Below are 13,031 nucleotides of genomic sequence, written 5' to 3'. Positions count from 1 at the left end.
GACAAACGGTTCTGCACAGCCTGAGATGGACGCAGTACGTCCATGGTAGGGAGGCGGGGGGACATGGCACCTGAACAAATGGCCGAGGGTCCGGACCCCGGGTCGACCCTGCCGCCGCCGCGTCCGCTCGACTCCATCGACCAGGACATTCTCCAGATGCTCCAGGCGGACGGCCGCGCCTCGATACGGTCGGTCGCCGAGCGGGTCCATGTGTCGCGCGCCAACGCCTACGCACGGATCAACCGCCTCGTCGAGGACGGCGTGATCCGCGGCTTCGGTGCCCGTGTCGATCACGAGCGCGCGGGCCACGGCACCTCGGCCTACATCACGCTGAAGATCGTGCAGAACACCTGGCGCACGGTGCGTGAGCAGCTCAGGAGGCTTCCCGGGGCGTCCCACATCGCGCTGGTGGGCGGCGACTTCGACGTCCTGCTGCTGGTGCACACGCCGGACAACAGGGCCCTGCGCGAACTGGTCCTCACCCGGCTCCAGGCCATCCCCGAGGTGCTCAGCACCCGGACACTGCTGGTGTTCGAGGAGGAGGACCTGGAACCGCAGGGGTGAGCGGGGAATCCGGGGGGGGGCGAGTGCGGGTGAGCAGAGGGCGCGCCGTTCGGTCGGCGCGCCCCGTGCGGCCCGGCTCAGCCTGCTCGTCCGGGACCTCAGCCCGGCTGTCCGGGCCCTCAGCCCGCTCGTCCGGGGCCTCGGTCCGCTTGTCTGAGTCCCCCGAACACCATCATCACCACCGCGTCGGCGACCTCGCGCTCGCCCATGCCCCGCCCGTCCGGGCGGTACCACTCGACTATCGAGTTGATCATCCCGAAGACCAGCCGGGTCGCGAGCCGGACCTCCAGGTCGGCGCGTACGTCCCCGTCGGCCGCCGCCGCCTTCAGGAGCGCGGCCACCTCGTGGTCGAAGTCCCGGCGCCGTTCCAGGGCCCACCGCTCGGTGTCGGTGTTGCCGCGCACGCGCAGCAGCAGCGTCACGTACGGCAGTTCGGCGGTGAGGACCTCGACCATGCGCCGGACGACGTACTTCAGGCGCTCCAAGGCGCGCCCCTCGCGCGCGTGCTCCTCGTCGAGGATCCCGAAGAGGCCGTCGAGCGCGCGGCTGACGGCCCGGCGCAGCAGCTCCTCCTTGCCCGTGACGTGGTGGTAGATCGACGACTTGGAGATGCCGGCCGCCTTGGAGAGGTGCTCCATGGAGGTGCCGTCGTAGCCGCGCTCGTTGAAGACCCGCACGGCCACGGAGAGCAGCGTCTCCGGCGTGTACGTGTCGCGCTTGGCGGTGGTCATGGGGTGCCCTCCCGCTTTTCCGAGGCGTACGCGTGGCGGTAGAGCGCGAGGGACGGCGCGTAACGTCCCGACGGATCGCGCATGTGCAGGTCGTCCAGGACGTCGTAGGCCCAGCTCCGGCCGAGCCTGCGGCTCCACTCGAAGGGACCGAGCGGGTAGCTGACGCCCTGGCGCATCGCCGTGTCGATGTCCTCCTCGGTGGCGACTCCCTTGGCAACGGCGTCGTGCGCGAGGTCGACGATGCGGGCCACCGTACGGGCGACGATCAGGCCGGGCACGTCCCCGATGACGCTGACGTCCTTGCCCAGCGCCTGGAAGAGCCCGGTGGCCTCGGCGAGGGTCTGCGTCTGGGTGTCCTGCGAGTGGGAGACGGCGATCCGGGTCGCCCTGCGGTAGTCCAGCGCCAGGTCGAAGTAGACGACGTCACGGAACTCGACGGCGGTCTGGCCGTCCGCGAGGGCCAGCTGGCCGCCGCTCGGCAGGACCAGGCGCGTGCCGTGGTCCTCCTCGTCCTCGCGGACCTGGATGCCCGCCTCGCGGATCAGCGCGAGCAGTTCGGAGGCGGGGCCCAGGTCGCCCTCGGCGACGACGTAGGCGGGCGGCTGGACCTTCTCCGCGGTGTGCGGCTCGGGCCGCTCGCCCTCGTCCCCGTAGTCGTACCAGCCGTGCCCCGTCTTGCGGCCGTGGCGGCCCGACTCGACGAGCCGCCGCTGGGCCAGCGAGGGGGTGAAGCGCACGTCCTGGAAGAAGGCCTCCCACACGGAGCGCGTGACGGACTCGTTGACGTCCTGGCCGATGAGGTCGGTCAGTTCGAAGGCTCCCATTCGGAAGCCGCCCGACTCGCGCAGGACCGCGTCGATCGTCGCGGGGTCGGCGGCCTGGGCCTCGTAGACCGCGAAGGCCTCGGCGTAAAAGGGCCGCGCGATGCGGTTGACGATGAAACCAGGGGTGTCGGCGCAGGCGACCGGGGTCTTCCCCCAGGCGCGGGCCAGCTCGTACGCGCGCGTGGCCGACGTGACGTCGGTCGCGAACCCGGAGACGACCTCCACCAGGGGCAGCAGCGGCGCGGGGTTGAAGAAGTGCAGCCCGACGAATCGGCCGGGGTTGCGCAGGGCGCCGCCGATCGCGGTCACCGACAGGGAGGAGGTGTTGGTGGCGAGCAGGCAGTCGTCCGGGACGATCTCCTCCAGCTCGCGCAACAGCTGCTGTTTGACGTCCAGTCGCTCCAGGACGGCTTCGAGGACGAGGCCCGAGTCGGCGAGTTCGGCGAGGCTCTCGGCAGGGCGCAGCCGGGCACGTGCGGCGTCACGCTCGGCGCCGGTCAGCCGGTCCTTCTCGACGAGCCGGTCGAGCCGGGCGCCGATCTCTTCGGCCGCCGCCCGGGCACGGCCGGGCGCGGTGTCGTACAGCCGCACGGGGTGGCCCGCGACGAGTGCGACCTGGGCGATGCCCTGGCCCATGGTGCCGGTGCCGACGACGGCCACGGGGCCGGCGAGGTCGAGTGCTGTCATGCTCGCGATCCTCCCGCACGGGGTTTTCCACAGGTTCAGCGGACCCCCTTGTCCCGACCGATCGTTCGGTTACTCTAGCTCTGTCCGGCTGTTTCTGCCCAGGTCATGAGCTGGACTGCCAGGTCCTGAGCTCGACGAAGAGTTCACGAAACGAGGAGATGGTTCCGCATGGCCGCCGCACTGACCGCGCACGAGCTCATCGCCAAGCACCGGCCGACCCTCGACCAGGCGCTGGAAGCGATGCGCACGCGCGCGTACTGGTCGCCGCACCCCGAACACCCCAAGGCGTACGGGGAGAACGGCAGCCTGGGGATGGCCGAGGGCAAGGCCGCCTTCGACGCCCTGCTGGGCGGCCGGCTCGACCTGGACCAGCCCGGCACCGACGACTGGGTGGGCGGCGAGGTCTCGCCGTACGGCATCGAACTGGGCGTCACGTATCCGCACGCGGACGTCGACACGCTGCTGCCCGCCATGCGGGTCGGACAGCGCGCGTGGCGCGACGCGGGCGCGGAGACACGCGCGGTGGTGTGTCTGGAGATCCTCAAGCGGATCAGCGACCGCACGCACGAGTTCGCGCTCGCGGTCATGCACACCAGCGGCCAGGCCTTCATGATGGCGTTCCAGGCCGGCGGCCCGCACGCCCAGGACCGCGGCATGGAGGCGGTGGCGTACGCGTACGTGGAGCAGGTCCGCACCCCCGAGACGGCACAGTGGACGAAGCCCCAGGGCAAGCGCGACCCGCTCGCACTGACCAAGCAGTTCACGCCGGTGCCGCGCGGGGTCGCGCTGCTGATCGGCTGCAACACCTTCCCCACGTGGAACGGCTATCCGGGCCTGTTCGCCTCCCTGGCCACGGGCAACGCGGTGCTGGTGAAGCCCCACCCGCGCGCGGTGCTGCCGTTGGCGCTCACCGTCCAGGTGGCCCGCGAGGTGCTCGCCGAGGCGGGCTTCGATCCGAACCTGGTGGCGCTGGCCGCCGAGCGGCCCGGCGAGGGCATCGCCAAGACCCTGGCCACCCGCCCCGAGATCCGGATCATCGACTACACCGGCTCGACGGCGTTCGGCGACTGGCTGGAGACCAACGCCCGCCAGGCGCAGGTCTACACGGAGAAGGCCGGCGTCAACACGGTGATCGTGGAGTCGACCGACGACTACAAGGGAATGCTGTCGAACCTCGCCTTCTCCCTGTCCCTCTACAGCGGCCAGATGTGCACGACCCCGCAGAACTTCCTCGTCTCCCGCGCCGGCATCCGTACGGAGGAGGGCCCCAAGTCGTACGACGAGGTGGTCGCCGACCTCGCGAGGGCCGTCGACGGGCTCCTCGGGGACGACACCCGGGCGAACGCGCTGCTGGGCGCGATCGTGAACCCCGACGTGAAGGCCCGCGTCGAGGCCTCGGCCGGACTCGGCGAAGTCGCCCTCGCCTCACGGGAGATCGCGCACCCGGAGTTCCCCGACGCGGTGGTCCGCACGCCGGTGATCGTGAAGCTCGACGGCGGCAAGCCGGACGACCAGGCCGCCTACATGAGCGAGTGCTTCGGCCCGGTCTCGTTCGCCGTCGCGGTCGACTCGGCGGCCGAGGCGGTGGAACTGCTGCGCCGCACCGTCCGTGAGAAGGGCGCGATGACCGTCGGCGCGTACACGACCTCGGAGGAGGTCGAGGAGGCCGTCCGGGAGGCGTGCCTGGACGAGGCGGCCCAACTCTCCCTGAACCTCACCGGCGGGGTGTACGTCAACCAGACGGCCGCCTTCTCCGACTTCCACGGCTCGGGCGGCAACCCGGCGGCCAACTCCGCCCTGTGCGACGGAGCGTTCGTGGCCAACCGCTTCCGAGTGGTGGAAATCCGCAGCGACACCCACACCAAGGCGTAGCCCCCGCGGGGGGCGGCCCTTCAAGGGGCGCGAGGAACTGCGCGACCAGCCACGACGGACCCGCAGTCGGCCACGTGCCTACGACGCACTCCAGTGGAACAACGCCATGGCCACACTGGTGGCGAGGTTGTAACTGGACACCTGCGCCCGCATCGGCAGGGACACCAACTGATCCGTGCGGGCCCGCAGATCCCTGGACAACCCACTCCGCTCGGAACCGAAAGCGAGAACCGCGTCGTCGGGAAGCTTCAGCGCCCGAATATCCGCACCCTCCGGATCAAGGGCGAACACCGGCCCGAAGGGCAACTCGTCCACGGCCAGCCGCTCGACGGCCGTGGCGAAGTGCAGCCCCGCCCCGCCCCGCACAACCGTGGGATGCCACGGATCGAGCGTGCCGGTGGTGACGACCCCGGTCGCGCCGAATCCGGCCGCGAGCCGGATCACCGCCCCGGCGTTCCCGAGATTGCGCGGCTGGTCGAGAACGACCACGGGCGCGGTACGGGGCGTGCGGGCCAGCGCCCGCAGGTTGGCTTCACGTGAGGGCCGTACCGCCAGGGCGGCCACCCCGGTGGGATGCGCACGCGGGACGAGCGTCCGGTACGCGGCCTCCGGGACCTCCACCAGGAGGACGTCCAGCGTCTCCCGTACGTCCGGGGCCAGCTCGTCCGCGAGGGCGAGCGCGGCCGTCCGGTCGGTGGTGACGGCCGCCGGGACCTCCGCGCCGAAGCGCAGCGCGTGCTTGAGGGCGTGGAAGCCGTCGAGCAGCACGGCGGTGTCGGCGAGCCGGTGCCAGACGCTCAGAGGCTCGCGGTCGCGGGTGTCCGTCATGCCGTGAAGCCTACGTGCGGGTGATCGGCCGCTTCCGGGGGACGCGGGGCCCCCTCACCCGGCTCGTCGCCCGACTGCGCACCGGAGTCCTTGCGCGGCCCCGGGAGCGCCCGCCCGAGGCGCCCGAACCGGGAGAGCCCGGAGAGCCCGGAGAGCAGCCACTCACGCGCGCGGGTGGCCCGGCCGCCGAGGCGGCGCAGGAAGGACGTCGGCAGGAAGACCGCGTCAGCGGCGATCATCGCGAGGGAGAAGAACGGCAGACCCAGCGCCACGGCGATCACGGCGTGCTCGGTCATCATGGCCGCCAGCAGGACGTTCTTGACCCGCCGGTTGAACAACGTGAAGGGGAAGGCCACCTGCGCGACCACCGTCCCGTACGTCACCAGCATCACCATGGTGCCGCTCGCGGACAGGAGGTCGGACAGGGCGGGCCAGGGGGAGAAGTAGTCCAGGTGCAGCGGGTAGTACACGGCCGTGCCGTCCTGCCAGCGCGAGCCCTGGATCTTGTACCAGCCGGCGGTCGCGTAGATCAGACACGCCTCGGCCATGATCACGAAGAGGGCCGCGTTGTGGACGAGGTTGGCGACGACGTCGAGGAAGACCCGCGGCTGGTCGCTCCGCGCGGCGTACCGGCCGGCCAGCCACCACAGGGCCTGGAGCGCCCACAGCCCCCAATAGATCGTCCGCCAGCCGCCCAGCACTCCGCCGTCGATCTTCCCCGCGAGCGTGACGGCCGCCAGAGCGAGGCCGAGCACGGCCCACAGGGCGATACCGACCCGGTCCGGCCACCCGCCACTCCGGTCCGGCTGCGGCTGCGGCTGCGGCTGCGGCTGCGGCTTCCCTTCACGCCTTTCCTGCTCTACCTGCTCTGCACGCCCTGCATGCTCTTCACGCGCGCGTGCCGCCGCTCGGCGCTCGCGCCGCGCGTCCAGCGACCACACCTGGCCGCAGCGGGTGAACACCAGATAGATCGCCATCAGGTGGATGACGTTGTCGCCGCCGTCCCCCATGAAGATGCTGCGGTTCTGGAGGGAGAGCACCCCGAACAGGAAGAGCACGGACATCGTGCGAGTGCGCCAGCCGAGCACGAACAGGGCCGCGGAGAGTACGGCAAACCCGAAGACGATCTCGAACCAGACCTGGCTGTCGGCCCACATCAGGGCGGTGAAGGCGTGGTTGCTCGCGATGAGCTGCTGGGCCAGGTCCCAGCTCCAGGGCCCGTCGGGCCCGTACATCTCCTGGCGGTGCGGGAACTCCCGCACCAGGAAGAGCAGCCAGGTCCCGGCGAAACCTATGCGGATCACCGCGGTCTGGTACGGCCCCAGAGCCTGCCCGGTGAGGCGCGAGATGACGTACCCCAGCCTCCGGTCGAGCCGGTGCCCACGGTCGAAACGGCTGATCCGCCCGGCCAGCCGCTCACGACCGGCACTGCGCGCCGGCTGAGGCTCCGGGGCACTCACCGGGGTGCCGGCCCGATCGCTCACGGGGGTGTCGCCGTCGTCGCTCGGCGGGGTGTTTTCCTGGTCGCTCACCGGGGTGCTCTCGTGGTTGCTCATCGGGCGCTCGCCGCCGTTTCCGCGGAGTCCGCGGACTCCGCGGAAACGGCGGGCCGGGTCCCGGCCGCCCGGTCGGTGTCCGACACCGGCCACCAGGGCAGCTGACGCAGGACGGGCTTGTCGGACACCTGCTCCTGGCTCCACTCCGGCGGCGGCACATTGGTCGTACGGGAACGAACCTGGACCTGCCGGACGACGGCGCCCCGGCCGCCCGCCCCCTCGCGGTCGAGGCGCAGAACCGCGATGCGGCGCAGATAGCGTTCAGAGAGGTCACCGCGCAGACCGTTCGGGCGGTTCGAGTTGTCGTGCGTGGCCGCGAAGAAGTCCCAGGCCCGGCGCAGTTCGTTCTGCTGGGTGTGGCTGGGCAGCAGATTGCCGTCGATGACCCGGCCGTCCAGCGCGGAGAGGTCGTACCAGCGGGTCGTCCTGATGGCGCCGTCCACGTCCTTCACCTCGGCCCGGACCTGGACCGCGATGTTCTGCTGCAGCGGGTTGGGCGCGAAGAGCTTCCAGTTCTGTTCGAACTCCGGGTAGATCCACTCGTCGATCGCCTGCCCGTGCTGCTTGGTGACCGTGTTCGACGGCGCGACATGCAGGAAGACCATGCCGAGGTGCACACAGGCGACCACCGCGACGAGCGCGAACGCGAGGGCCGCGGAGATCTGGAAGGGGAGGGAGAGCGCGGCGATGCCCTCAGGAGGAGGACCGGCGGGAGGAGGACCGGCGGGCAGACCGGCAGGAGGACCGGCGGAGGGCGGTGCGACGGGGGGAGGCGAGCTGGCGGGGAGCGGGCCTGTGGCGGGAACGGGGGCGGCCGGGGAAGCCTCCGAGGGCTCGCCCGCGACGGGACGGGCGTTCATGCCCTCGTCGTACGCATCCATTGCGCCCCGTTTCCCCATGTCTGCCCGATTGTCGCCGCCCGTCCCGCGACGGCGACGGCCGCACCGGAACGGTACTCAGCCCCACCCGCCCGGCACAGCCCAGGGGGCACAGCGGAGCGGTGGACACCTTACGGCCCGCCCTTCCCCCGAAGGGACGACACCGAACGATCGGTCGGCCGGTCGGCCAGTCAGTCGGGTGGGAGGGCGGTCAGCCGGGCGGGGCGGCAATTCCGTACGCCCCCTTCGTACGCGAGCGACGACGGCCGGCCCGCCCGCCCGCCCGCCCGAGAACGTCCAGGCCCGTCCGGGCCTATCCGAACCTGTCCGGACCGCCCCCGTTCCCTTCTTGTAGAACCTGTTCTATCTTGACGCTCCGCCAAACCGACCGGGAGGACGGGACCGTGGACTTCACCTTCACCGAGGAACAGCAGGCGGCCGTGGAGGCGGCGAAGGCGGTCTTCGCGGGGGTGGCGCCGGACGGCGTACCGAGTCCCGCGCTCACCGCGGGCGCCGTCGCGGACGACTTCGACCGTGCGCTGTGGGCCCGGCTCGCCGACGCGGACCTGCTGAGCCTGCTGCTCGACGCGCGCCACGGCGGCGCCGGTCTGGACGCCGTCGCCCTGTGCCTGGTGCTGCGGGAGTCGGCGAAGGTACTCGCCAGGGTTCCGCTGCTGGAGAGCACGGCTGCCGCCGTGGCCGTACAGACCTACGGCGGCGAGGAGTTGAAGGCCGACCTGCTCGTACGGGCCGGCCGGGGCGAGCTGGTGCTGACGGTCGCCGCGAACGGACGTACCGGACACGACGGCGCCGAACTCGCCGTGACCGCACGGCAGGAGGACGACACGTGGGTGCTGGACGGGCTGCAGACGGCCGTGCCCTGGGCACAGAACGCCGACTTCGTCCTCGTACCCGCGCTGAGCACCGGCACGGGCCGGTCCGTGCTCGCTCTCGTGCCCCGCAGCCACCAGGGCACGACGCTCGCCGAGCAGATCTCGACGACGGGCGAGCTGCTCGGCGAACTCCGCCTGGATTCCGTACGGATCCCCGCCCGTGACGTCATCGACGCCGACGGTGCGTGGGAGGGGCTGCGGAACCTGCTCGCCACCGGAACGTGCGCGCTGGCCCTCGGGCTGGGCGAGCGGGTCCTCGGTATGACGAGCGAATACACCGGCAAGCGGGAGCAGTTCGGTTTCCCGGTCGCCACGTTCCAGGCCGTGGCCGTGCAGGCCGCCGACCGCTACATCGATCTGCGCGCGATGGAGGCGACCCTCTGGCAGGCCGCGTGGCGGATCAGCACGGGAGCGGGCGGGGCGCTGCCCGCGTCCGGTGACGTGGCCGTCGCCAAGGTCTGGGCCTCCGAGGGCGTACGCCGGGTCGTGCAGACCGCGCAGCATCTGCACGGGGGCTTCGGCGCGGACACCGACTACTCGCTGCACCGGTACCACGCCTGGGCCAAGCACCTGGAGCTGTCCCTCGGCCCGGCGGCGGCACACGAGGAGGCGCTGGGCGACCTGCTGGCGACCCACCCCCTGGGCTGAGCGGCGGCCGAGCGGCGGCTGAGCGGCTGAGCCCTGGCCCAAGGTCCGAAGCCGGAGGCCCGAGACTGCCGAGGCCCCGGGACTGCCGAGGTCCCGGGACTACCGGGGGCCTGGGACTACCGGGGGCCCGCTACAGCACGAACCCCGGCTGCCCCTCCGTGTTCACCACGGGGCGGCCCTTGGCCGCCCAGACCTGCATGCCGCCGGCGACGTTCACCGCGTCGACGCCCTGCTGGTTCAGATACATGGCGACCTGCGCCGACCGGCCGCCGGAGCGGCAGATCACGTTGACCCTGCCGTCCTGCGGGGCCGCCTCGGTCAACTCGCCGTAGCGGGCCACGAATTCACTGATGGGGATGTGCAGGGCCCCTTCGGCGTGACCCGCCTGCCACTCGTCGTCCTCCCGGACGTCCAGCAGGAAGTCTTTGTCCGCGAGATCTCCGACCTCGACCGTGGGCACACCAGCTCCGAAACTCATGGCCCCGACGCTACCCGAACGCCACCAGGCGATCAGCAACAGCAAGCAGCAAGCAGCAATCAGGGAAGGGGCGCGGCCCCTTCCTTCAGGGGCGCGGGGAACTGCGCGATCAGGCACCGCTGCCGAGCAGACCCGCCAGCTCCGCTTCCCGCTCGCTCACCTGCGTGAGCAACTGCTCGGCGATCTCCTCCAGCAGCCGGTCGGGGTCGTCCGGTGCGATCTTGAGCATGCCGCCGATCGCGCTCTCCTCCAGGTCGCGGGCCACGAGCGCGAGCAGCTCCTTGCGCTGGGCGAGCCATTCGAGACGGGCGTACAGCTCCTCGCTACGGCTCGGCCGCCACTCCTCCGAAACCGGTCCCGCGGCCCACTCCTCGGACAGCTCCCGGAGCAGGACCTCGTCCCCACGGCCGTAGGCGGCGTTGACACGGGAGATGAACTCGTCGCGCCGCGCGCGCTCCGTGTCGTCCTGCGCCAGGTCGGGGTGTGCCTTGCGGACGAGTTCCCGGTAGAGCTTGCGGGCCTCGTCGCTCGGCCGCACCCGCTGCGGCGGACGCACCGGCTGCTCGGTCAGCATGGCCGAGGCCTCCGGGGACAGTCCGTCCGAATCGAGCCAGTCGTGGAACAGCTCCTCTATGCCCGGCATCGGCATGACCCTGGCCCGGGCCTCCTTCGCCTTGCGCACATCCTCCGGGTCACCGGTGCTCGCCGCCCGCGCCTCGGCGATCTGCGCCTCCAGCTCGTCGAGCCGCGAGTACATCGGGCCGAGCCGCTGGTGGTGCAGCCGGGAGAAGTTCTCCACCTCGACCCGGAACGTCTCCACCGCGATCTCGAACTCGATCAACGCCTGCTCGGCCGCGCGCACGGCCCGCTCAAGCCGCTCCTCGGGCCGCTCGCCCCCGTCACTCACGGCCCCATCCACGCGCTCATCCACGGGCTCGTCGCCCCCGACGGCACCCGCCGACGCACCGGCACCCGAGTCCGCGCCCGAGGCGGCACCGGCCTCATCAACCGACTCGGCACGGACCTCATCGACCGACTCTGCACGGACCTCGGCGTCTGCCTCGGTACCGGCATCCGCAGATGACTCGCCGACCGCCGCGACAGACGGCTCGGCGCCCGCATCGGCGCCTGCATCGGCGCCCCCGACGGCGGGCGACTCGGCACCTGTTCCGGCGTGGGCCTCCTCGGCACCGGCCTCATCGGCACGCGATGCACCGGCACGCGCTTCACCGGCGACCGGCTCCGCGGAGGGCTCGGACGGCGGCTCGGACGGGGACTGCTCAGCTTCCGGGGTCGTCACCCGCCCAGCCTAGGCCACAGCTCCACCGGCCACCCTGGCCCCGCCCCGGGCGGGGCCAGGACAACCCGCGACCCTCGTCTACCCAGGGTCGCTGCCCGGCCAAGGACGGCCCGCCACCCGCGCGTGCCCGGGGCCGCCTGTCCGGGTCGCCTGTCCGGGTCGCCCGCCCGCGCAAGAGCGGCTGGCGGCCCCTCGGACCCCACGCCCCCACACCCGCACGCCCGCACGCCCGCACGCTCTCAGGCGGCCCTCAGACCCCCAACTCCCCCGCGATCCGCCCCGAGCGCACGGCCTTCACCAGCTCCGCGTGGTCGGCCTCGGTCCGGTCCGCGTACGCCACCGAGAAGGCGGCCACCGCCTCGTCCAGCTCCTCGTTCTTGCCGCAGTAGCCCGAGACCAGTCGCGGATCGGCGCTGTGCGCGTGGGCCCGCGCCAGCAGCGCCCCCGTCATCCGGGCGTAGTCGTCTATCTGGTCCGCGGCCAGCGCCGCGGGGTCCACGCTGCCCTTGCGGTTGCGGAACTGCCGTACCTGGAAGGGGCGTCCGTCGACCGTGGTCCAGCCAAGGAGGTTGTCGCTGACGACCTGCATGCGCTTCTGGCCGAGGACGACCCTGCGGCCCTCGTGCTCGGCCTCCGGCAGCGGAAGGCCCGCGGTCTTCAGATGCGGTACCAGAACGGACGCGCGGGCCTCCTTCACCTGAAGGACGAGCGGCTCGTCACGGTGGTCCAGCAGAAGCACCACGTACGAACGGGTGCCCACGCTGCCGGTGCCGACCACACGGAAGGCGACATCGTGCACCGCGTACTGGGCGAGGAGCGGGAGCCGGTCGGGGGAGAGCGTGCCCAGGTACTCCTCCAGCGCCAGCGCCACCGCGGTGGCCTCGCCGTCCGGGACGCGGCGCAGCACCGGCGGGGAGTCGACGAAGTGGCGCCCTCCGCCCTCGACGGCCTCCGTCGACTTCGCCGCGAACCGTCCGCTGGTGTTGGACCGCGCCTTCTCCGAGACCCGCTCCAGGGTGCCGAGCAGGTCGTGCGCGTCGGCGTGGGAGACCAGCTCCTCGTCCGCAATGGCGTTCCACGCGTCCAGGGCCGGGAGCTTGGCGAGCAGCCGCATCGTGCGCCGGTAGGAACCGGCCGTGAAGTGCGCGGCCTTGCGGCAGGTGTCCTCGTCCGCCCCGGCCTCACGGGCGGCGAGCACCAGCGAGGTCGCCAGTCGCTTGAGGTCCCACTCCCACGGTCCCCGCACCGTTTCGTCGAAGTCGTTCAGGTCGATGACGAGGCCGCCGCGCGCGTCCCCGTACAGGCCGAAGTTGCCCGCGTGCGCGTCGCCGCAGATCTGGGCGCCGATGCCCGTCACGGGCGTACGCGCCAGGTCGTACGCCATGAGGCCGGCCGAACCGCGGAGGAAGGCGAACGGCGTGGCCGCCATCCTGCCCACCCGTATCGGTGTGAGTTCGGGTATCCGGCCCCGGCCGGACTCCTCGACGGCCGTCACCGCGTCCGGGCGGTCGCCGTTCGTGTCGAGCGACGCGTGCGCGCCGCGCGGGACGCGTGCCCTGAGGGCCTTGCCCTCCTTCTTGGCCGAGTCCTCCGCCGGCCACGGCGCGAACCCGCGCACCGCCGGAATCCTGGCGGTCCCGCCCACTCCGGCCGCTCCGCCCACTCCGCCCGTGCCGGCCGTGCCGGCCGTGCCGGTCACCGTTCCACCGGTCTCACTCACTCGAACCGCCTCCCCCGCGCACGAACATCAACTCGTGACGACCGTACCGCCG

11 protein-coding genes are annotated in these 13,031 nt (G+C 72.0%); 3 read left to right on the top strand and 8 right to left on the bottom strand.

Translation table 11 applies throughout. The features are described 5' to 3' along the window. The first annotated feature begins 78 nt into the window (after positions 1 to 78). Complete coding sequence (locus ACH4DZ_RS14140; RefSeq protein WP_398287746.1) at positions 79 to 564, top strand: Lrp/AsnC family transcriptional regulator; 486 nt, start codon at positions 79 to 81, stop codon at positions 562 to 564. A gap of 119 nt (positions 565 to 683) precedes the next feature. On the opposite strand, the gene ACH4DZ_RS14135 is transcribed toward ACH4DZ_RS14140, so the two are convergent. Both ACH4DZ_RS14135 and ACH4DZ_RS14130 read right to left on the bottom strand, forming a co-directional pair. Further along, on the bottom strand, positions 684 to 1,295 hold the full coding sequence (locus tag ACH4DZ_RS14135) for a TetR/AcrR family transcriptional regulator (RefSeq protein WP_398287326.1): 612 nt from the start codon (positions 1,293 to 1,295) through the stop codon (positions 684 to 686). Next, a complete protein-coding gene (locus tag ACH4DZ_RS14130; RefSeq protein ID WP_398287325.1) occupies positions 1,292 to 2,806 on the bottom strand; it encodes a 3-hydroxyacyl-CoA dehydrogenase in 1,515 nt (504 codons plus the stop codon). The genes ACH4DZ_RS14135 and ACH4DZ_RS14130 overlap by 4 nt, the downstream gene beginning before the upstream one ends. Before the next feature lie 168 nt (positions 2,807 to 2,974). Here ACH4DZ_RS14130 and paaN point away from each other — a divergent pair, with 168 nt between their 5' ends. Beyond that, positions 2,975 to 4,678: a phenylacetic acid degradation protein PaaN gene (paaN, locus tag ACH4DZ_RS14125; RefSeq protein ID WP_398287324.1), complete on the top strand. Its 1,704-nt coding sequence runs from the start codon at positions 2,975 to 2,977 to the stop codon at positions 4,676 to 4,678. 78 nt (positions 4,679 to 4,756) lie between these two features. Here the strand turns inward: paaN and ACH4DZ_RS14120 are convergent, their stop codons facing one another. Genes ACH4DZ_RS14120 through ACH4DZ_RS14110 form a run of 3 tightly spaced genes read right to left on the bottom strand, consistent with a single transcriptional unit; the run spans position 4,757 to position 7,943 of the window. Next, the gene (locus ACH4DZ_RS14120) at positions 4,757 to 5,506 is read right to left on the bottom strand and encodes a TrmH family RNA methyltransferase (RefSeq protein ID WP_398287323.1); all 750 of its coding nucleotides are present in this window, start codon (positions 5,504 to 5,506) and stop codon (positions 4,757 to 4,759) included. Continuing rightward, positions 5,503 to 7,062 carry an HTTM domain-containing protein gene (locus ACH4DZ_RS14115; protein WP_398287322.1) on the bottom strand — a complete coding sequence of 520 codons (1,560 nt, stop codon included), beginning with the start codon at positions 7,060 to 7,062 and terminating at the stop codon, positions 5,503 to 5,505. The genes ACH4DZ_RS14120 and ACH4DZ_RS14115 overlap by 4 nt, the downstream gene beginning before the upstream one ends. Then, entirely contained in the window at positions 7,059 to 7,943 is an 885-nt protein-coding gene (locus ACH4DZ_RS14110; protein ID WP_398287321.1) for a DUF5819 family protein, read from the bottom strand. The genes ACH4DZ_RS14115 and ACH4DZ_RS14110 overlap by 4 nt, the downstream gene beginning before the upstream one ends. A 401-nt stretch (positions 7,944 to 8,344) precedes the next feature. On the opposite strand from ACH4DZ_RS14110, the gene ACH4DZ_RS14105 reads away from it, so the two are divergent. Further along, a complete protein-coding gene (locus tag ACH4DZ_RS14105) occupies positions 8,345 to 9,481 on the top strand; it encodes an acyl-CoA dehydrogenase family protein (protein ID WP_398287745.1) in 1,137 nt (378 codons plus the stop codon). A gap of 130 nt (positions 9,482 to 9,611) precedes the next feature. Here ACH4DZ_RS14105 and ACH4DZ_RS14100 read toward each other — a convergent pair whose 3' ends face one another. From ACH4DZ_RS14100 to ACH4DZ_RS14090, 3 genes are all read right to left on the bottom strand, one after another. Continuing rightward, entirely contained in the window at positions 9,612 to 9,941 is a 330-nt protein-coding gene (locus tag ACH4DZ_RS14100; protein ID WP_398287744.1) for a rhodanese-like domain-containing protein, read from the bottom strand. A gap of 127 nt (positions 9,942 to 10,068) precedes the next feature. After that, on the bottom strand, positions 10,069 to 10,890 hold the full coding sequence (locus tag ACH4DZ_RS14095) for a J domain-containing protein (RefSeq protein ID WP_398287743.1): 822 nt from the start codon (positions 10,888 to 10,890) through the stop codon (positions 10,069 to 10,071). A gap of 619 nt (positions 10,891 to 11,509) precedes the next feature. Continuing rightward, positions 11,510 to 12,922, bottom strand: coding sequence for a DUF2252 domain-containing protein (locus ACH4DZ_RS14090; protein WP_398287742.1), 1,413 nt, complete (start codon positions 12,920 to 12,922; stop codon positions 11,510 to 11,512). Positions 12,923 to 13,031: the final 109 nt, after the last annotated feature.

Origin of the sequence: Streptomyces sp. NPDC017991 (genome assembly GCF_044328075.1) — a bacterium.
Lineage (GTDB): Bacteria > Actinomycetota > Actinomycetes > Streptomycetales > Streptomycetaceae > Streptomyces.
Note: the sequence above shows the minus strand (reverse complement) of the source record. Positions and strands in the feature narration are given on the sequence as shown.